Annotated in this window: 12 protein-coding genes, 1 CRISPR repeat array and 1 riboswitch; of the genes, 9 read left to right on the top strand and 3 right to left on the bottom strand. The window is 69.5% G+C overall.

Annotated features, from left to right (window positions below; all coding sequences use genetic code 11):
- Positions 1-123: 123 nt before the first annotated feature.
- A riboswitch (cobalamin riboswitch) is annotated at positions 124-249 on the top strand.
- Between the two features lie 58 nt (positions 250-307).
- On the top strand, positions 308-3,988 hold the full coding sequence (gene cobN / locus DVK44_RS12785; RefSeq protein ID WP_114659787.1) for a cobaltochelatase subunit CobN: 3,681 nt from the start codon (positions 308-310) through the stop codon (positions 3,986-3,988).
- Positions 3,989-5,209: 1,221 nt separating this feature from the next.
- On the opposite strand, the gene DVK44_RS12780 is transcribed toward cobN, so the two are convergent.
- Together DVK44_RS12780 and DVK44_RS12775 are read right to left on the bottom strand one after the other, a co-directional pair.
- Positions 5,210-5,446 carry a hypothetical protein gene (locus tag DVK44_RS12780; RefSeq protein WP_114659786.1) on the bottom strand — a complete coding sequence of 79 codons (237 nt, stop codon included), beginning with the start codon at positions 5,444-5,446 and terminating at the stop codon, positions 5,210-5,212.
- A 101-nt stretch (positions 5,447-5,547) separates the two neighbouring features.
- Positions 5,548-5,982: an ATP-binding protein gene (locus tag DVK44_RS12775; RefSeq protein ID WP_114659785.1), complete on the bottom strand. Its 435-nt coding sequence runs from the start codon at positions 5,980-5,982 to the stop codon at positions 5,548-5,550.
- A 115-nt stretch (positions 5,983-6,097) separates the two neighbouring features.
- Between DVK44_RS12775 and DVK44_RS12770 the strand changes: the two genes are divergently transcribed.
- The 4 genes from DVK44_RS12770 (at position 6,098) to DVK44_RS12750 (ending at position 10,444) form a co-directional block, all read left to right on the top strand.
- Positions 6,098-7,051 carry a helix-turn-helix domain-containing protein gene (locus DVK44_RS12770; RefSeq protein ID WP_331461596.1) on the top strand — a complete coding sequence of 318 codons (954 nt, stop codon included), beginning with the start codon at positions 6,098-6,100 and terminating at the stop codon, positions 7,049-7,051.
- On the top strand, positions 7,048-7,239 hold the full coding sequence (locus DVK44_RS12765) for a DUF397 domain-containing protein (protein ID WP_331461595.1): 192 nt from the start codon (positions 7,048-7,050) through the stop codon (positions 7,237-7,239). Before DVK44_RS12770 ends, DVK44_RS12765 begins: the two co-directional genes overlap by 4 nt.
- Complete coding sequence (locus DVK44_RS12760; RefSeq protein ID WP_331461594.1) at positions 7,197-7,430, top strand: DUF397 domain-containing protein; 234 nt, start codon at positions 7,197-7,199, stop codon at positions 7,428-7,430. The genes DVK44_RS12765 and DVK44_RS12760 overlap by 43 nt, the downstream gene beginning before the upstream one ends.
- 125 nt (positions 7,431-7,555) lie before the next feature.
- Positions 7,556-8,133: direct repeats of the CRISPR family, unit length 29 nt; unit sequence GTGCTCCCCGCGCAGGCGGGGGTGAACCG.
- Between the two features lie 808 nt (positions 8,134-8,941).
- A complete protein-coding gene (locus tag DVK44_RS12750; protein ID WP_114659780.1) occupies positions 8,942-10,444 on the top strand; it encodes a Cys-Gln thioester bond-forming surface protein in 1,503 nt (500 codons plus the stop codon).
- Positions 10,445-10,515: 71 nt separating this feature from the next.
- On the opposite strand, the gene DVK44_RS12745 is transcribed toward DVK44_RS12750, so the two are convergent.
- Positions 10,516-12,072: a glycoside hydrolase family 28 protein gene (locus tag DVK44_RS12745; protein WP_114659779.1), complete on the bottom strand. Its 1,557-nt coding sequence runs from the start codon at positions 12,070-12,072 to the stop codon at positions 10,516-10,518.
- 194 nt (positions 12,073-12,266) lie between these two features.
- On the opposite strand from DVK44_RS12745, the gene DVK44_RS12740 reads away from it, so the two are divergent.
- The 4 genes from DVK44_RS12740 (at position 12,267) to DVK44_RS12725 (ending at position 19,701) form a co-directional block, all read left to right on the top strand.
- The gene (locus DVK44_RS12740; protein WP_114659778.1) at positions 12,267-13,721 is read left to right on the top strand and encodes an MFS transporter; all 1,455 of its coding nucleotides are present in this window, start codon (positions 12,267-12,269) and stop codon (positions 13,719-13,721) included.
- 118 nt (positions 13,722-13,839) lie between these two features.
- Positions 13,840-16,524, top strand: coding sequence for a hypothetical protein (locus DVK44_RS12735; RefSeq protein WP_114659777.1), 2,685 nt, complete (start codon positions 13,840-13,842; stop codon positions 16,522-16,524).
- A 241-nt stretch (positions 16,525-16,765) separates the two neighbouring features.
- Entirely contained in the window at positions 16,766-17,446 is a 681-nt protein-coding gene (locus DVK44_RS12730; RefSeq protein WP_114659776.1) for a hypothetical protein, read from the top strand.
- Positions 17,447-17,592: 146 nt separating this feature from the next.
- Positions 17,593-19,701, top strand: a complete 2,109-nt coding sequence (locus tag DVK44_RS12725) for a flotillin family protein (protein WP_114659775.1) — start codon at positions 17,593-17,595, stop codon at positions 19,699-19,701.
- Positions 19,702-19,770 lie beyond the last annotated feature (69 nt).

Below are 19,770 nucleotides of genomic sequence, written 5' to 3'. Positions count from 1 at the left end.
CTGTCGCGCGGTGCCCGGCTCCGCCGTCCGTCCGGGTGCCCTCCCCGCCCGTGACCTCAGCACTTACTATGCAGACGGCGGGTTCCACGGCCCGCCGCCATCGCCAGCGACGGCGTCTTGGGGAGGAAGCCCGGTGCGAACCCGGCGCGGTCCCGCCACTGTGAGCCCGGCGACGTGTGCCTTGCGACGTGCGCAGCCGTAACGCGGCGCAGCGCGCGATGCGACGCGGCGCCGGACGAGTCAGGAACTCCCGCCGTCCACTCACCACCCGCCCGGGGCGCGGACCCCGAGGAAGGCCAGACGCCGCATGCTTCTGCTCCTGTCGACGTCCGACACCGATCTGCTCAGCGCCCGCGCGGCCGAGGGACCGGTCCCGTACCGGTACGCCAACCCCGCCCGGCTCGCGCTCGACGAGCTGCCCGCGCTGCTGGAGGGCGTCGACCTCGTCGTCGTACGGCTCCTCGGCGGGCTGCGTGCCTGGCAGGCGGGCATCGACCAGCTGCTCGCCGGGCCCCGGCCCGTCGTCGTCCTCACCGGTGAGCAGGCCCCCGACGCGCAGCTGATGGAGGCGTCGACCGTCCCCATCGGGATCGCCGCCGAGGCGCACGGGTATCTCGCGCACGGCGGCCCGGAGAACCTCGGGCAGCTCGCCCGCTTCCTCTCCGACACCGTGCTGCTGACCGGCCACGGCTTCGAGCCGCCGGCCGCGTCGCCGACCTGGGGCCGGCTGGAGCGTCGCGTACGGCCGCCGCGCCTGGGCCGGCCCGGCCACTCGGTGGTCGAGACGGTTCCGACCGTCGCGGTGCTCTTCTACCGCGCCCACCACATGAGCGGGAACACCGCCTTCGTGGAGGCGCTCTGCACGGCCATCGAGGACGCCGACGCCCGCCCGATGCCCCTCTTCGTCTCGTCGCTCCGGGCCCCCGAGCCCGAGCTGCTGGAGGCGCTGGAGGAGGCCGACGCGATCATCACCACCGTCCTCGCCGCCGGTGGCACCAAGCCCGCCACGGCCTCGGCCGGCGGCGACGACGAGGCGTGGGACGCGGGTGCGCTCGCCGGGCTGGACGTACCGATTCTCCAGGCGCTCTGCCTGACCTCCAGCCGCGCCGCCTGGGAGGCGAGCGACGAGGGGCTGACGCCGCTGGACGCGGCCTCGCAGGTCGCGGTGCCGGAGTTCGACGGGCGGCTGATCACCGTCCCGTTCTCCTTCAAGGAGCTGGACGAGGACGGGCTGCCGGTCTACGTCGCCGACCCCGAGCGGGCCGCGCGCGTCGCCGGGATCGCCGTGAAGCACGCCCGGCTCGCGTACATCCCGACGCAGGACAAGCGGATCGCGCTCGTCCTGTCCGCGTACCCCACCAAGCACTCCCGTATCGGCAACGCCGTCGGTCTCGACACCCCCGCCAGTGCCATCGAACTCCTCGGTGAACTGCTGGCCCAGGGCTACCACTTCGGCGACCCCGACGGCACCGGCGACACCGACGGACCCGTCCCCGGCCTCTCCTCCGGCGACGGCGACGAGCTGATCCGCGCCCTCATCGACGCCGGCGGCCACGACCAGGAGTGGCTGACCGAGGAGCAGCTCGCCCGTAACCCGGTCCGTATCCCGGCCGCCGACTACCGGCGCTGGTACGACAAGCTGCCCGCCGAGCTGCGCGAGAAGGTCGAGACGCACTGGGGCCCGCCGCCCGGCGAGATGTTCCTCGACCGCAGCCGGGTCGGCAACGGTGGCGACCCGGACGGCGATATCGTCCTCGCCGCCCTCCGGCGCGGGAATCTGCTCATCCTCATTCAGCCGCCGCGCGGTTTCGGTGAGAACCCGATCGCGATCTATCACGACCCCGATCTGCCGCCCTCGCACCACTATCTGGCCGCCTACCGCTGGATCGCCGCCGACAGCACGGACGGCGGTTTCGGCGCCGACGCCATGATCCACCTGGGCAAGCACGGCAATCTGGAGTGGCTGCCCGGCAAGAACGCGGGCCTCTCCGCCGCCTGCGCGCCCGACGCCGCGCTCGGTGACGTACCGCTGATCTATCCGTTCCTGGTCAACGACCCGGGCGAGGGTACGCAGGCGAAGCGGCGCGTGCATGCCACGCTGGTGGACCATCTCGTACCGCCGATGGCGCGCGCCGAGTCGTACGGCGACATCGCGCGCCTGGAGCAGCTTCTTGATGAGTACGCGGCGATCTCCTCGATGGACCCGGCCAAGCTGCCCGCCATCCGCGCGCAGATCTGGACGCTGATCCAGGCCGCGAAGCTCGACCACGACCTCGGTCTTGAGGCCCGGCCGGACGACGACGGTTTCGACGACTTCCTCCTCCACGTCGACGGCTGGCTCTGCGAGGTCAAGGACGCGCAGATCCGCGACGGGCTGCATGTCCTCGGCCACGCGCCGGAGGGCGAGGCGCGCGTCAATCTCGTGCTGGCGATCCTGCGCGCCCGCCAGATCTGGGGCGGTACGACATCGCTGCCGGGCCTGCGCGAGGCGCTCGGCCTCGACGAGTCGGCGCCGACGCGGGCTGACGCGGACACGGTCGAGGCGACGGCCCGCGCGCTGGTCCAGGCGATGGAGGAAGCCGAGTGGGACGTGGACGCGGTGCCCGCCGTCGCGGCCGGCCACCCGGAGCAGGTCGCCGCGATCCTCGAATTCGCCGCCGAGGAGGTCGTACCGCGCCTGGAGGCGACGACCGACGAGATCGACAATGTGCTCCACGCGCTGGACGGCGGCTCGGTGAGCGCGGGCCCGTCGGGGTCGCCGCTGCGCGGTCTGGTCAACGTCCTGCCGACCGGCCGCAACTTCTACTCCGTCGACCCGAAGGCCGTCCCGAGCCGCCTCGCCTGGGAGACCGGCCAGGCGCTGGCCGACTCCCTGCTGACCCGCTACCGCACGGACAACGGCGAGTGGCCGACATCCGTCGGGCTCTCCCTGTGGGGTACGAGCGCGATGCGTACCTCCGGCGACGACATCGCGGAGGCGCTGGCGCTGCTGGGCGTACGGCCGGTGTGGGACGACGCGTCGCGGCGGGTAACGGGGCTTGAACCCGTCCCCCTCGCGGAACTCGACCGCCCCCGCATTGACGTGACCCTGCGCATCAGCGGCTTCTTCCGGGACGCGTTCCCGCACGCCATCGGGCTGCTGGACGACGCGGTGCGGCTGGTCGCCGGGCTGGACGAGCCGGCCGAGTCCAACTTCGTACGGGCCCACGCCCAGGCCGAACTGGCCGAACACGGCGACGAACGCCGCGCCACCACCCGTATCTTCGGCTCCCGCCCCGGTACGTACGGCGCGGGCATCCTCCAGCTCATCGACAGCCGCGACTGGCGTACGGACGCGGACCTCGCGGAGGTTTACACCGTCTGGGGCGGCTATGCGTACGGCCGCGAACTCGACGGCCGCCCGGCGCGGGCGGAGATGGAGACCGCGTACAAGCGCATCGCCGTGGCCGCGAAGAACACGGACACGCGCGAGCACGACATCGCGGACTCCGACGACTACTTCCAGTACCACGGCGGCATGGTCGCGACCGTACGCGCGCTGAAGGGCACGGCCCCGGAGGCGTACATCGGCGACTCCACCCGCCCGGAAACGGTCCGCACCCGCACCCTGGTCGAGGAGACCTCCCGCGTCTTCCGCGCCCGCGTCGTCAACCCGAGGTGGATCGAGGCGATGCGCCGCCACGGCTACAAGGGCGCGTTCGAACTGGCGGCAACGGTCGACTACCTCTTCGGGTACGACGCGACGACGGGCGTGGTCGCGGACTGGATGTACGACAAGCTGACGGAAACCTACGTCCTGGACCCCGAGAACCGCGCCTTCCTCCAGGAGGCCAACCCCTGGGCACTCCACGGCATCGCGGAACGCCTGCTGGAGGCGGAATCACGCGGCATGTGGGAGAAGCCGGACCCGGCGGTACTGGACGCGCTGCGGAAGGTATTCCTGGAGACGGAGGGCGAGCTGGAGGGGGAGGACGAGGGCGAGGGGTGAGGGCGCGGCGGGTGCGGCGGGTGCGCCGGGTGCGGGTCAGTACCGAGAGGTAACCGGGGTGGGCCGGTGGCGAGGTGCTGGGCGCTTGGTGCGGGGTGGGCCGCCCCTCCTCCTGTCAGTGTCGCGCCTCCAGGGGAGGTGTAAAGGGCGCTCCTAGCGTCGCGTCGGCTTCGCCGATTGCGCTTCGCTTCACCCTTGACACCTCCCCTTCCGGCGCGTGTACGGGAGAGGGGGGCGGCCGGGGGGAGGGGGCCCGGGGGGTCCGCTGTTCTGCCGGTCGGTTCAGGGTCCGGCGGGCGGGTGGGCCCTGCGGGGCGCGCGGCAGAGGAGTGGGGTGACTCGGCCCCGTCTCGGCGGCTGACGGCCCGTTGTTGGTTGCGACTCAAGCCCCGCTGGTCACCGTTGCGTTGTGGTGCCCGGAAGGTGGGCGGGTTCTGCTGTCCGGCCGGGTCTGCGGGCCACCCTCCCCGCCGATCTGTCTGATATGGGGTGATTTGGCGGGCGGTTGGGGGGCTCTTCGGGCGGCACATGTGTCCTCAGGTGCGTTAGCGGCACTCCTGGACGCATGGACGGCCTTCAGGGGCCCACTTGTCGCCACTCACGTCCCAGAAATCCCACAACCCACGCTCGGTGACCAGCGGGGCTTGGGTCGCAACCAACAGCGGACCGTTGGCCGCTGAGCCGGTGTGGGACCGCCCCATTCCTCTGCTGCGTAGCCCCGCAGGGCCCACCGGCCTGTCAGCCCCTGAGCCGAGTGGCAGTGCGGCACCACCCTTCGGGCCCCCTCCCCCCGGCCGCCCCCCCTCTTCCGTGCGCGCGCCGGAAGGGGAGGTGTCAAGGGTGGGCGCAGCCCATCGCGCAGCGACGCGACGTAGGAGCGCCCTTTACTCCTCCCCTGGAGGCGCGACACTGACAGGAGGAGGGGCGGCCCAGCGTTCAGCTTCTTGCTCCCGTACACCTCGGTTACCTCTTGGTGCTGACCCGCAGTCGACAATCCCACGGCGCCCAGCGGGGCATGAATGCCAGTAAACCGGCGGCCGTCAGCCGCTGAGATCAGCCGGGCAGCCCCATTCCTCTGTCGCGCGCCCCGCAGGGTCCGCCGGGCCGTCGGGCCCTGAGCTGAGTGGTAGTGCAGCGGACCTCTTGGGCCCCCTTTCCCCCCGCCCCGCGCTCCACGCCCGCCTCCGTCCACCACACCTGGCGCTCGTATTGACCCGCAGGTTACGGCTCTCCGCGCCATCGCGGCGTGGAGTGGCGCCGGTGGCGGTGGAGCCTGTCGAGGGCGGCGAGTTGGCGCTGTTCCCACGGGGTTGCCGGCCGTACGGTGCTCAGCTGCGCGACCCAGGCGAAGCCGGTGGGCCGTTCCAGGCAGACGCGTTCCCCCGCGAAGCTGGTGATCCGGCCGGGCATCTCGACCGTCCGGTCGTACGCCACCATCCCGACGGTCAGCCCGCCCATGTGCGCCACCACTCTCCCCGGTTCTGGCCCCGGCCCCATTCCCATCCGTACGTCATCGGCAGCGCTGCCTGCCGCCCGAAGGTGCGTCGTAACCAACCCCCTCACACCGAGCCCCCGGCGCCGTTCCGGCCTGCCTCGAACCGTGCCCACACGCACTTCCCGTACTCCAGCTCCCGGCACCCCCACGAGCCGGCCAGCGCGGCAACCAGCAGCAGCCCGCGCCCGCCCTCCCCGTCCTCGGGACACCCCGTGCCGAGCTGCGGCAGCCTCGTGCGGTCGGGGTCGGAGACCTCCAGCACCAGCTCGCCCCAGTCCACATGCAGCGTCACCTCGACCTCGGCGAAGCTCACGCGGCAGTGGACGACGGCGTTCGTGACCAGCTCTGACACCACCAACTCGACGTCCGGGGCAAGCTGTTCGAGCCCCCAGGCCGCCAAGGTTTCCGTGACCCGGGCCCGTACGGCCGGCACGTGCTTCTTGCGTTTCGGAATGCGGAAGGTGGCGCGAAGCGGCTCCGCGGAAAGGGTTGTGGGCATGGTTTAACCCCCAGCTGACGCGTGGTCGGAGTTACGCCGCGTAGCGGGATGCGGACGGCGCGTTCCTGAGGCTAGGGTGGGATGGATAACTTCCACAACCCAAACTCATGCACGCGTGCATGATTACCTCGATCGTGTGACGGGCCACCAAACGGCGCCCGGCCGTGCAGACTTGGGCGCGAGCGGAGAGGGAGGCAACGAGATGCCCGCAGGTGGAAAGCCGACGGTGCGCAGCAGGCGATTCGGTCGCAAGATGCAGCGGCACAGGGTCGGTGCCGGGTTCGACCAGGCGCAGGCGGCGCAGTTCATCCATGGATCGCGATCCAAGATCAGCCGCATGGAGGACGGGATCACCACGGCCAGGCCGGCGGAAGTGCTGCTCCTGCTGGACCGGTACGGCATCACGGACGAGACGGAGCGCGACCACCTGGTGTGGCTGGCGAAGAACTCCGGCCACCGGGGTTGGTGGCTCAACTTCCCGGAACTGTCGGACGGTTACCGCGACCATATTTCGCTGGAGGATGACGCGACGTTCATCCGGGGCTGGCAAACCGTCCTGGTTCCGGGGCTGTTGCAGACCGCTGGGTACGCGGAACAGACGTCCATGCTCGCGCCCAATCGCGTTCCGCCGGACGTGGTGGCGCAGTTCGTCAAGGTGCGCGAGGGGCGGCAGGCCAAGATCGAAGAGGGTGGCACCAGCTATGCGGCCATCATCTGGGAGCCCATCGTGACGCTGCCGCTGGTACCGGAGGATGTGCACCGGGAGCAGTTGGAGCACCTCCTCAAGGTGGGGAAGCGGAGCAATGTCTCCATTCAGGTGCTCCCCGTCTCGGCCGGGGTGAAGGCAGGCATCAGCTACCCGTTCTCCTCATTCTCTTTCGAGAGCCAGCCCACCGTGGAAGCCGTCGCCATTGACAACCTGCGGGGTGCGTCGATCCTTGAAGGGGTGGACGATCTAACGGCTTACGCGAGTGCGTTCGACCAACTACGATCGGAAGCTCTGTCACCGGATGCGAGCGCCCGGCTCATCCGGCGAGTACTGCGGAGCAGCAAGGAAGAAGCATCGTGACCGCTGAGGTGGTAGGCCCTTACCGGAAGTCGTCCTACTCGGGCCACAACAACGACTGCGTCGAGGTAGCTCCCACGGCCAATGGCTGTGCCATACGCGACAGCAAGGACCACGCCCGACAGCCTCTCGGCTTCGCCCGTGCCCAGTGGCAGATCTTCCTGACGCACACGAAGGCGGATACCTCGTGACCTCCGAGGCCGTAGGTCCGTACCGGAAGTCCTCCTATTCCGGGCAGCAGGGCAACTGCGTTGAAGTAGCCATCACGGACGATGGCGGCTGCGCCGTACGTGACAGCAAGGACCAGGCCCGGCGGCCTCTTGGCTTCGCCCGTGCTCAGTGGCAGATCTTCTTGGCGCACGCCAAGTCAGAAGCCTGTTGAGCCTTAAGGCCGTAGGCCCTGACCGGGAGTTGTCCTGCCCGGGCCAGGACGACAACTGCGTCGATGTGGTTCGGCATTGTGGTCAAGAGCGAGCAAAGCGTCTCTGAAGCCGCAGGTCAGAAAGTGTGCTCCCCGCGCAGGCGGGGGTGAACCGACTTGTGCAGCACGACGACGGGTACCCCGCTGGTGCTCCCCGCGCAGGCGGGGGTGAACCGCTGGACTTGTCCCATGCGGTCAGGAAGACGCCGTGCTCCCCGCGCAGGCGGGGGTGAACCGACCGTGGCGGGCGCCCAGGGCAGCGGGGTTTCGTGCTCCCCGCGCAGGCGGGGGTGAACCGACGGCGACTTTCATGCGGAAGTGGTCGGCGGTGTGCTCCCCGCGCAGGCGGGGGTGAACCGGCCACGGCTCCTGTGCTCTCAGGCGACTTCATGTGCTCCCCGCGCAGGCGGGGGTGAACCGTACTTGAAGAACCCTTCGATCTTCGGGGTGGTGTGCTCCCCGCGCAGGCGGGGGTGAACCGGCGATGCCCCGCCACGGGATCGAAACCGCATCGTGCTCCCCGCGCAGGCGGGGGTGAACCGCCGCGGTAGGTCGTGCTCTTGACCTTCCGCCCGTGCTCCCCGCGCAAGCGGGGATGAACCCGAGGCCGGAGCTGGCGAGCGCGCGCCGGGCCAGTGTTCCCCGCGCAGGCGGGGGTGACTCGAAGCCCACTGTGGGGACCGTGATCAGTGCGTCGGCGCCGTCGACCGGCGTGGCCTGGCGTGACGCCCCGCCGGCCGGCGCATACGGCGTCGCGGTGGAAGTTTTCCTCGGTGATCTCGGGGCGGCGGCGCAGGGTGAACAGCGCTTCGCATTCGGTGCCGTTGGCGATCACGCGCATCGGGTGGACTCCGCGGCCCCATTGTTCATCGATCTTCTCGATGGAGTTCCCCAGGCCCTGCGCCCACTTGGGCAAGTGGGCGGGGTTTGACGCGCAGGCGTAGAGCGTCGTCCTTAAACGGTCCGTGAATGGTCAACGCTGAGCGTGGGAGCCGGACGGTGTCGGTCGTCTCGGCGGCACTTTGTACCGGTGGGTCGACTCCGTGGGCCCGTCCGGGTCCCCGCCTGCTCGGACCGCTCAGATCGCCCGGCTATTCGGGCATATGGGATGTCATAAGGGCTAGGCGGTCAAACGTTCAACTTCGGGTGTTGATGCATATACGCTGTCTTTTCAAGGGCTTTTCAATACCTTCACGCGCCCCGAATCGCATTGAAGATTTGTAGACATTCCCGCAAAGTGCACCTGAGGCGCATAACAATTGCGATTCGGAATGATCACCAAAGGCGATTAGCTGTTTGTTCGCTGTGGGCGGTCCCTAGGGTTTGGCGGGTAGCACGGGGACTCGAAGTGCTCGCAGACGAGGCGTACCCGGCGATCCCGCCATACGGAGCCTCGCCCGGAGGGGAAATATATGTACAGAGTGGGAAGTCGCGGGGTCTCTCGCCTCGCAGTCGCCGTTCTCGCGGCCGGCATGTTCACCGGTGGTGCGATTGCCGGCGCGGGAGCCGCGTTCGCGGATGAGTCTCCGAACGCCGGGGGCGCTACCGCCAAGCTGACCGGGCTGAAGACCTACAGCACCGCGGTCATCAAGCTGAACGGCCGGAGCCAGAAGGTCTCGGCCGGGCTGTTCGAAATGGCGGTCGACAACGGCGGGAAGATCCAGACCTACTGCATCGACATCCACCAGCCGACCAAGAACAACGCCAAGTACCAGGAAGTCCCCTGGAAGTCCTCTTCCCTCGGATCCAACCCGGACGCCGGGAAGGTCAACTGGATTCTGGAGAACTCCTACCCCCACGTGAGCGACCTCACCGCGCTGGCCAAGGCCGCCGGTGTGAGCGGCTCGCTGACGCCGCAGCTCGCCGCCGCGGCCACGCAGGTCGCCATCTGGCGCCTCTCCGACGCCGCCGATGTGACGGCGCAGGACAAGAGGGCCAACCAGCTGGCCGACTACCTCCAGAAGAACGCCAAGAACTCCTCGGAGCCCGAGGCGTCCCTCAGCCTCAACCCGCCCGCCGTCTCCGGCAAGTCGGGCGAGAAGCTCGGGCCGATCACGGTCAGCACCAACGCGGGCTCCGTACAGATCGCCGCGGGCGCCGGCACCCCGGCCGGCGTCAAGGTCGTCGACAAGAACGGTACGGAGGTGACCAGCGTCAAGGGCGGCGACGAGGTCTTCTTCGACGTTCCCGCCGGCACCGACGACGGCACCGCCTCGCTGACCGCCAAGGCCAGCACCAAGATCCCCGTCGGCCGCGTCTTCACCAGCGGCGAGGGCAACAAGCGCAGCCAGACCCAGATCCTGGCCGGCTCCACCGAGAGCAGTGTGACCGCCACGGCCACCGCCAACTGGGCCGCCAAGGGCCCGATTCCGGCGGCGCACGCCGAGGTCAACTGCGAGGTGGGCGGCGTGGACGTCACCGTCTCCAACGAGGGTGACAAGCCGTTCACATACACCGTCGGCGACAAGGAGCTGACGGTGCAGCCGGGCGGCTCCGAGACCACCACCGTCCCGGTCGGTGAGGACGAGCCGTACAAGATCGTCGTCAAGGGCTCCAACGGCTTCGAGCAGACCTTCGAAGGCGTGCTGGACTGCGAGACCTCCGGCACCATCGGTGGCGGCGGCGACACGGGCGGCGCGACCGGCGGTTCCGCGACCGGCGGTTCGGACGGCGGCTCGACCGGTGAGACCACGGGCGAGACCACCGGTGAGACCACGGGCGAGACCAGCACCGGCGGCACCGACGAGCCGGGCACCGACGAGCCGGAGACCGAGAACTCCGAGTCCCCGTCGAACGAGCCCAGCCCGGCCTCGGCCGGCGGTTCCACCTCCGGCACCACCGGCGGTGGCGACCTCGCCCAGACCGGTGGCAGCAGCGCCACCCCGGTGATCGGCGGTATCGCGCTGATCCTCGTCGCCCTCGGCGGCGGCGCGGTGTTCTTCCTCCGTAAGAAGAAGAACGCGGCCCAGGCGTAGTCCCTGGCCGAGTTGACTGTGGGCCCCGGACACCAGGTGCTTCCTCTGGTGTCCGGGGCTTCTGTCTTTTTCTACAGCGCCGGGTACGACGGGAACGTGCAGGTCGGGACCGTGCCACTGCCCGTCAGCGTGCTCGTGGTGACGCCCGTGCCGGACGGCGTCAGATTGGTGTTGTACAGGCCGACGCTCGCGTACGAGGCCGTCAGCGCCGTGGTGTCGAGGCTGACGTTCGCCAGGGTCAGGCCCAGCGGGCGGGCCGCGTCGTAACCGGTCAGGACCGACTTCGCGTTGGCGGTCGAGGCGGTCGAGCGGACCCCGTTGACGAGGATGCCCGTGAAGAACGGTACGGAGCTGCCGGTGCCGCCGGAGTAACGGGTGTCGAAGACCAGGGGCTGCTTCACCTTCGTGATGCAGTTGCTGAGATACGTGACCTGCGAGACCTTGCCGCCGTTCGCCGCGCTGCTCTTGACGCGCAGGCCGACGCTGCTGGCGCTGGCATTGCCGAGCGTGTCGGTGCCGGTGATCGTGTTGTTGCTGACCAGGACATTGCTGACGCCGCTGGTCGTCTCGCTGCCGATGGATATGCCGTGCGTACCGTAGAAGTGGCTGTTCTTGACGGTGATGTTCTTCGAGGCCGCGCTGCCGCCCTTGATCGCGACGCCGTCGTCGCCCGTCATGACGTAGGAGTTGGCGATGGTGACGTCCGTGGCGCCGGCCGGGTCGATGCCGTCGGTGTTACGGGCGGTGGCGGGCGTCTTGATGCGTACGCCCCAGGCGGTGAAGCCGGTGGCGTTCTGGAACGAGACATGGAAGTTCGCCGAGTTGACCAGGTTGATGTTGTAGAGCGTGAAGTTGTTCGCCTTCACGGCCTGGATCATGCGGGGGTTGTTCTGGTTCCTGCTCTCGGTCTTGGCCTGGGTGGCCAGCGCCCACCACGTGACGCTCTTCCCGTACAGCGTCATGTCGCCGCGCCCGTCGATCGTGCCCTGCGCGCCACCGCTCGCGCGTACGCTCTCGACGCCCGCGTTGGCGCCCGAGACCGTGATCAGCGCCTTGCAGCCACCGGAGTCGGTGGTGACGGTGCCGCAGGTGGGCTTGCCCGTGACCTGGTAGTCGGCGGCGTTGAGCGAGCCGTACAGGGTGACGCCGGTGTCCAGCAGCAGGACGACGCCCTGGGGGACGGTGACCGGGCCGGTGAGGAACGCGGCCTTGGCGGCGGTGCTGCTACTTGTGCTGGTGCTCGCGGTGAGTTTTACGGCGACCGTGCCCGTGCCGCTCTGCTTGCACGCGTCCAGGGCGGCCTGGATCCGGGCGGTGTCCGGCGGGGCCGCCTCCTTCGCCGCGTCGCTCTTGCGGCTGGTCATGCTCAGCCCGGCCGTCAGCGTCTTGCAGACCGTGGACGGGACCTTCGGCTCGACGACCGTACGGCTGTCGCCCGTTGCGGACGCCGGGAGGGCGGCGGCCGCGGTGGTCGCGGCGTTGGCGCTCACGAGCACCCCGCCGGCCACACCCGCGGCCAGGGCCGCGCTGACCGCGACCTTCGTTCGGGTGATTTTCCGGCGGCGGTGCTTGGTGGGGGCCGGGGCGGGGACAGTTGAGGGGGTGGGCTCGGCGGGGGTGGTCGGCATAGGGAGCGGCATCCTGTTCAGGTGGGGCCTTCGGTCTTCGACCTTGAGTGCACCCCGCTGGGCAACGAAGTTGCCGTACGGCGCTTGGCTTTGCCGGAACTTGACCTTGGTGTTGGTTTCGAGCGGCCGGGACGCGCCCGTAACACCCCTTTCTCAGCGGGCCAGTTCCCCGACCCGAAGTCCCTGGAGCCGCCATGCCGTCCCCCGATGCCGCCCTCGCTCCGCGCGAGCAGAGCCGGCGGCTCGCCATGATCGGTGGATCGCTCGGCAATCTCGTCGAGTGGTACGACTGGTTCGTTTACGCCAGCTTCGCCCTCTACTTCGCCGGCAACTTCTTCCCCAACGACAACCCCACCGCCCAACTCATGAACACCGCCGGCATCTTCGCCGTCGGCTTCCTGATGCGCCCCGTCGGCGGCTGGCTGCTCGGGCGGGCCGCCGACCGGCACGGGCGCAAGAGCGCGCTCACCCTCACCGTCACCCTGATGTCCGCGGCGGCCCTGCTGATCGCGCTCGCGCCGACGTACGGGCAGGCCGGCTATCTCGGCGCGGGGGTGCTGCTGGTCGCGCGGCTGCTCCAGGGGCTGAGCATCGGCGGGGAGTACGCGGCGAGCGCCACGTATCTGACGGAGGCCGCCGACCGTAACAAGCGCGGGCTCGGCTCCTCGTACCAGTATGTGTCCATGACGGCCGGGCAGTTGCTCGGCCTCGGGATGCTGATCGTCATGCAGCGCACGCTCACCACCGAGCAGATCTCCACCTGGGGCTGGCGCGTGCCGTTCCTGCTCGGCGCGGTGTTCGCCGTGGTCGTGTTCTGGCTGCGGCGCCGGCTGCACGAGACGGAGGCGTTCGCCGAGCAGCAGCGGGCCGACGCGGGCCGCCAGGCCGGTGCCGGGGAGCGCGGCACCATGAAGGCGCTCTGGGAGCACCGCCGCGAGGCCCTGCTCGTCATCGCGCTGACCCTCGGCGGCACGCTCGCGTACTACACGTACACCACCTATCTGACCAAGTACCTGATCGGCAGCGCGGGCATGCACAAGAACACCGCCACGCTGGTCAGCTTCACCGCCCTCACCCTTTACGCCTGTCTCCAGCCGCTCTTCGGGATGCTCTCCGACCGGGTGGGGCGGCGGCCGCTGCTGATCGGGTTCGGGGTCGGCTGCGCGGTCGGTACGTATCCGATCATGACGGCGCTGGGCGGTGTCACCTCCTTCTGGCCGGCCCTGGGCCTGTCCGTGCTGGCGCTCACCATCGTCAGCGGCTACACCTCGATCAGCGCGGTCGTGAAGGCCGAGCTGTTCCCGACCCGGGTGCGGGCGCTCGGGGTGGCGCTGCCGTACGCGATCGCCAACGCGCTGTTCGGCGGGACGGCGGAGTATGTGGCGCTGTGGTTCAAGGACGGCGGCCACGAGACGTACTTCTTCTGGTACGTGTCCGGGTGCGCGCTGATCTCGCTGGTGGCGTACGTCCTGATGCCGGACACCCGCGCGGCGGCGATGAGCCGGCGGGAGGCGGAGGACGACGACCGGGGTGTACGGGGGCCGGACCGGCGGCCACTTCCTCTTGATGCGGCTGATGCGGCTGATGCGGCTGATACCTCTGGTGCGGCTGGCGCCGCTGGTACGGCTGGTACCGCTGGTACGGCCTGACTAGGTGGGGAACATAAGTCCGAACATGTGCCGCTGACTGCGTTTAAAGTGTCCGTGATCGCTCCTGCCTCCCGTCCGGAGGCGGTTCGGAGCACCTGACACAAGGGGGAAGCGGCACATGCCGCCTATCAGGAATCACCGCGCGGAAAGCCGAAGACACCGCGCCACCACCACCGGAATCGCCCTGGCGGGAACGGTCGTCCTGTCGGCCTCGACCCTGCTCAGCGGCGCCGGAACGGGCACGAGCTGGGCGGACTCGGGGACGACGGCCGCCGCCTCCGCCGCCGCCCCTGCCACCGCCGCTCCCGGTACGCGCGGCGCCGAACTGGCCACCGGCGAGCGGGTGGACGTCATCGACGGCAGCACGGGTACGGGCACGGGCACAGGTTCCGGCTCCGGTTCGAACATCCGGATCACCCCCGGCCCCGGCCGCACCATGGGCCGCTACGCCTTCGCCTCCACCGACGGCGATCTGAGCGTCCGGCCGGTCGACGTGCGGCAGCCCGTGGCCACGACGGAGATACCCGCCGCCGGGAACGGGAAGCCGGCGTCGGCCGCCAAGGCCGGGGCCGCAGCGGGCCCGTACACCGTGAAGATGAAGGTCGACGGCGAGAACAGCCCCGGTTCGCTGTTCCGGATCTGGAACAGCAAGACCTGGGCGTCGTACAGCATCAGCACCGATAGCGCCCACCCCAGTGCCTCGATCAAGCTGCCGCCCGGCGACTATTTCTCCGTCGTGCTGGTCTCCGAGTGGAAATCGCCCGACTACCTGCTGGTCCGTACCTTCAAGGTCACCACGGCGGCGCTCACGGTCGGCTTCGAGAGGAAGAAGGCCAAGGAGACCGGCATCCGGACCGACCAGTCCACGGCCGTCCTCGACACGTCCAGCGTCTGGATCTCCGTTCCGGGGGGTGATGTGGCGGGCTTCGCGGGTGGCGGGCGTCGTTGGGACGGTATGAACCGGAAGGTCTACGTCACCCCGTTCTCGCAGACCGGTGCCTCGCTGTGGCTCCACGAGATCCAGGTCAAAAAGGGCTCGGCCGACGCCGCGCCGTCCCCGTACCGGTACGACCTCACGCACTCCTTCAAGGACACCGTTCCCGCCTCGCCGGTCAAGCAGGTGCGCACCGCGAACCTCGCCAAGACCGTCACCGCCGTCCGCGCGCCCGGGACCGGCCGCAGCGGCTATCTGTTCTCCGCACCCGACACGGGCGGGAGCGGCGCCTACATCGGCAGCGCCGTGCCCCTCGGCGGCAGCGTCACCGAGTATGTGACGCCTGGCATGCCCTATTCCAGGATGCTTTCGTACGACAGCGGGGGTCACTCGGTGACCATGCCGGACCGCACCCTGAAGGCCGGCACGTCCGCCGGGGAGACGCTCGGCACGGCGCCGTTCCAGCCGGATCCGCAGAGCGACTACTCCGGTTCCGTCCGGAGGGCCGCCACGATCCAGCTGTACGAGCCCTACGCCTTCTCGGACGCCGAGGGCCACAGCGCCTACGACTCCCGCGCCAAGGTCTCGTACCGGCTCGCCTTCCGGGGCCAGACCCTCGCCGAGGCGAAGGACCTGGGTGCCCTCAAGACGCTGAACACGGGCGTCCCCAGCGGTTCGGGGATGTACGAACTCGTCCACACCGCCGACCGCAAGGTGCCCTACTCCCGGCTCTCCACACAGGTGCGCAGCGAGTGGACGTTCGCGTCGGCCGCCATGCGGAGCAGCGGGTCCCTGCCCCTGGTCGACACCGCCCTCACCGTGTCGGGACTCGACGCGAGGAACACCGCTAAGGCGGCCCCGGTGACCGTCACCGCGACGGCGTCCACCCGGACGAACGGGTTCAACGATCCGTACGACGACGTCAGTACGGTCACCGGCATCGAGTACTCGACGGACGACGGCGCGAACTGGCACGGACTGCCGCTCCAGGAGACACAGGAGCCGCAGGAGCCGGGGGAGACGGACGGCAGCAGCGCCTCGGCGACCCTGCCCGTCCCCGCGAACGCGTCCTTCGTGTCGCTGCGCGTCACGGCGGCGAACAAGGCCGGCGGTACGGTACGGCGCACGGTCACCCGCGCGTTCATGGGGCCCGCGCCGCAGACCGATCAGACCGTCGGCGCGACCATGATCAGCAAGGTCGTGATCAACGGCGGAAAGCCCCTGACTCTCCACAACGACCCGTTGCAGAGCTTCACCGCGCGGTTCACCGCCACCGACCCGTCCGGCATCGCCGACGGTGATCTGTATCTGTACCGAGGCGCGTACAACAAGCCCGACGCCGTGGTGACCGGCTGGCCCGCCACCTGCAAGCGGACCAACGCGACCACCTCGGTCTGTGACGTGACCTTCGGCTATCTCGACCCGGTCGCCAGCCTGGGCAAGAACGCGCTCGCGGGCACCTGGAAGGCCGCCGCCTGGGCCCGGTCGGCCGACGGCCAGAGCCTGACCGACCGCCAGTCCGTGCAGACTGTCCAGCTCAGGCGCCACTCCAGGGCTACGGTGGCCGCCACGCCCAAGCCGGTCAAGAAGGGCAAGACCCTGACGGTCACCGGCAAGCTCTCCCTGCTCAACCTGGAGAACCCCAGCCAGACCCATTACGTCGGCCACGGCGGCCAGTCGGTGAAGCTCCAGTTCCGCAAGAAGGGCAGCAGCGAGTACACCAACGTCAAGACGGTGAAGGCGGACAGCGCCGGCAAGCTGAAGACCACGGTCAAGGGCACCAAGACGGGCCACTGGCGCTTCAGTTACGCGGGTTCGTCGATCGCCTCGGCGGTCAACTCCTCCGGCGTCTCCGTCGTCGTCAAGTAGCGGCCCGCGGTACCCCCGCGATCCAGCCCGTTGGGGACGGGATCGGCATTAAGGAAACGTAAAGATTGCCGGGTTCCGGCAATGTATTTCGATGCTCCCTGCAAGCACAATGGTCTCACCGCAACGGGGGACCACGGGGGAACACGGGGGAACCGCGGGGGACCGGTCCCCGGCGTCGCGATACGGCAACGTATCGGCGTCGGGGGCCGGTACACACATCGACGGGGAAGGCGGGGTGGGGATGAACGAGTTCATCGGCGCCGCACTGGGTTTCCCCGCCGTCCTGTTCGGCGCCGCGCTGCTCGTGGTGATCGCCTTCTGGCTGCTGGTGCTGGCGGGCGCGGCCGAGCACGACGCCTTCAACTCATCGATGGACACCGGCACGGGCGCGGACAGCGCCGGTGGTACGGGAAGTACCGGTGGCGCCGGGCTCGGTGGAGTGCCGGTGACCATTCCCGTATCGCTGCTGATCGCCATTGCCTGGTTCACTACCCTGGCGGGATCGGTGCTGGTGCGCCGGCAGGTGGAGCCGGGCACCGGCCGTACGCTCTGGTCCGCCGCCGTGCTCGTCGCCGGGGCGCTGATCGCCTGGGGTGTCACGCGGCTGCTCGTACGGCGGCTGCGCGACCTGGTTCCTGAACAGGCGCCGCCGTCACGGCTGGACTTCATCGGGCTGACGTGCACGATCCGTACCGGCTCCGTCTCCGCCGACTTCGGTCAGGCCGAGGTGGCGGCGGCGGACGGTTCGACCGCGCTCGTCCAGGTGCGGCAGGCCGAGACGGCCCATGAAGCAGGTACGGCCGGTACGGCCGGCGCGCTGGTTTCCGGGTCCACGGGGCTGCTGTACGCGTTCGACGTGGAGGGCGAGTTCTTCTGGGTCGCGCCGTACGACCCGGCGCTCGACCCGCGCAACGCCGCCTGACCTCGACGCGCGCTGCCCGTACTCGTACATCTGCCGGACCCACTCGTACCGCTGCCCGGCGCAGCCATGTCCGCTGTGCCTTCGCCTTCGCCTTCGCCTTTGCCTTTGTCTTTCCTTCTTCTCTTTCTCGCTTCGCAAGGACTCCCATGGATGCCATCTCTCTGGGCATCGGCGTGCTGATCGCCGTTGTCCTGCTCATCGCCATCGCAACGTTTCTGCTGATCAGCCGGTTGTTCCGCAAGGTGGAGCAGGGCCGGGCGCTGATCATCTCCAAGACCAAGAAGGTGGATGTCACCTTCACGGGCGCCGTCGTGCTGCCGGTCCTGCACAAGGCCGAGTACATGGACATCTCGGTGAAGATCATCGAGATCCGCCGGACCGGCCGGGAAGGGCTGATCTGCCAGGACAACATCCGCGCCGACATCCACATCTCATTCTTCGTCCGCGTCAACAAGACCGTCGAGGACGTCATCAAGGTCGCCCAGGCGATCGGCACGGAGCGCGCCAGCGACAAGGTCGCCATCCAGGAGTTCTTCGCGGCGAAGTTCTCCGAGGCGCTCAAGACCGTCGGCAAGCAGCTCGACTTCGTCGACCTCTACACCAAGCGCGAGGAGTTCCGCGACCGGATCATCCGGGTCATCGGTACGGACCTCAACGGCTACCACCTCGACGACGCGGCCATCGACTTCCTTGAGCAGACCCCGATGACCCAGCTCGACGGCGCCAACATCCTCGACGCCCAGGGCATCCGCAAGATCACCGAGCTGACGGCGGTCGAGCACGTCCGTACGAACGAGTTCCAGCGCACCGAGCAGAAGGAGATCACCCGGCAGAACGTCGACGCCCGGGAGACCATCCTGGAGCTGGAGCGCCGCCAGGCCGAGGCTGAGATCAAGCAGCGCCGCGAGGTCGAGACGCTGCGGGCGCGGGAGGAGGCGGCGACCGCCAAGGTGCAGGAGGAGGAGCGGCTCGGTGCGCAGACCGCGTTCCTCCGTACGGAAGAGCAGCTCGGCATCCAGCGGGAGAACCAGGCCCGCGAGATCGCGGTGGCGCAGAAGAACCGCGAGCGGGTCATCGCCATCGAGAACGAGCGGATCGAGAAGGACCGGCTGCTGGAGGTCATCGGGCGCGAGCGCGAGACCGAGATGAGCCGGATGTCCAAGGACAAGGAGGTCGAGGCGGAGCGCCGCGAGGTCGCGGATGTCATCCGCGAGCGGATCGCCGTGGACCGTACGGTCGCGGAGCAGGAGGAGTCCATCAAGAAGCTCCGTATCGTCGAGGAGGCCGAGCGCACCCGCCAGGCCGTGATCATCGGCGCCGAGGCGGAGGCGCAGGAGAAGCTGGTCAAGGACATCAAGGCGGCCGAGGCGGCGGAGGCATCGGCCAAGCACCTCGCGGCCGAGCAACTGACGCTCGCCGAGGCCCGGTTGAAGTCCGCGGACCTCGACTCGCGCGCCAAGCTGCGGCTCGCGGAGGGCATCCAGGCCGAGGCCGCCGCCGCCGGACTCGCGGAGGCACAGGTCCGCGAGCGGGAGGCGGATGTCATCGAGAAGGCCGGCCGTGCCACCGCCGAGGCGACCGAGGCGCGGCTGCGGGCCGAGGCCGAGGGCGCGCGGCTCAAGGCGCTCGCGGTCGCGGAGGGTACGCAGGCGCAGGCCACGGCGGACGCCGCGGTCATCGGCGAGAAGCTGAAGGCCGAGGCGGCGGGGCTGACCGAGAAGGCCGCGGCGATGGCCGCGCTGGACGAGGCGTCCCGTACGCACGAGGAGTACCGGCTGCGGCTCGAAGCGGAGAAGGAGATCCGGCTCGCCGGTCTCGATGTGCAGCGGCAGGTGGCGGAGGCGCAGGCCACGGTGCTCGCCACCGGTCTGGAGAACGCCGACATCAACATCGTCGGCGGGGAGTCCGTCTTCTTCGACCGGCTGGTGTCGTCCATCTCGCTCGGCAAGAGCGTCGACGGCTTCATGGCCCACTCGGAGACGGCGCAGGCGCTGGCGAAGCCGTGGCTGGACGGTTCGGCCAGTCTGCCGGAAGACCTGAAGCAGATCCTCGGCTCGGTCTCGACGGGCGATGTGCAGAACCTGACGGTGTCGGCGCTGCTGATGAAGCTGATGAAGTCCGGGGTCGCGGGGTCCACGCAGCTGGATCAGCTGCTGGAGCAGGCGGACCGGCTGGGACTCGCGGACACACCGATCGCCGCGCTGAACACCACGCTGAACGGCGCGGCGGCGGGGGCGGGCCGCGGTAAAGCCTGAGGGGCTGGGCCTGCGGGCCCCGACCCGAGGGAGTGGGGGATCCGAAGCCGCCGTACGGGGGTCGATGGT

Origin of the sequence: Streptomyces paludis, assembly GCF_003344965.1 — a bacterium.
GTDB lineage: Bacteria > Actinomycetota > Actinomycetes > Streptomycetales > Streptomycetaceae > Streptomyces > Streptomyces paludis.
Note: the sequence above shows the minus strand (reverse complement) of the source record. Positions and strands in the feature narration are given on the sequence as shown.

Bases quoted from the DNA above. Each gene is read 5' to 3' on its own strand.
- cobN (WP_114659787.1), top strand. From the start codon at position 308: ATGCTTCTGCTCCTGTCGACGTCCGACACCGATCTGCTCAGCGCCCGC.
- DVK44_RS12780 (WP_114659786.1), bottom strand. From the start codon at position 5,446: ATGGGCGGGCTGACCGTCGGGATGGTGGCGTACGACCGGACGGTCGAG.
- DVK44_RS12775 (WP_114659785.1), bottom strand. From the start codon at position 5,982: ATGCCCACAACCCTTTCCGCGGAGCCGCTTCGCGCCACCTTCCGCATT.
- DVK44_RS12740 (WP_114659778.1), top strand. From the start codon at position 12,267: ATGCCGTCCCCCGATGCCGCCCTCGCTCCGCGCGAGCAGAGCCGGCGG.
- DVK44_RS12725 (WP_114659775.1), top strand. From the start codon at position 17,593: ATGGATGCCATCTCTCTGGGCATCGGCGTGCTGATCGCCGTTGTCCTG.
- DVK44_RS12730 (WP_114659776.1), top strand. From the start codon at position 16,766: ATGAACGAGTTCATCGGCGCCGCACTGGGTTTCCCCGCCGTCCTGTTC.
- DVK44_RS12745 (WP_114659779.1), bottom strand. From the start codon at position 12,072: ATGCCGACCACCCCCGCCGAGCCCACCCCCTCAACTGTCCCCGCCCCG.
- DVK44_RS12750 (WP_114659780.1), top strand. From the start codon at position 8,942: ATGTTCACCGGTGGTGCGATTGCCGGCGCGGGAGCCGCGTTCGCGGAT.
- DVK44_RS12735 (WP_114659777.1), top strand. From the start codon at position 13,840: ATGCCGCCTATCAGGAATCACCGCGCGGAAAGCCGAAGACACCGCGCC.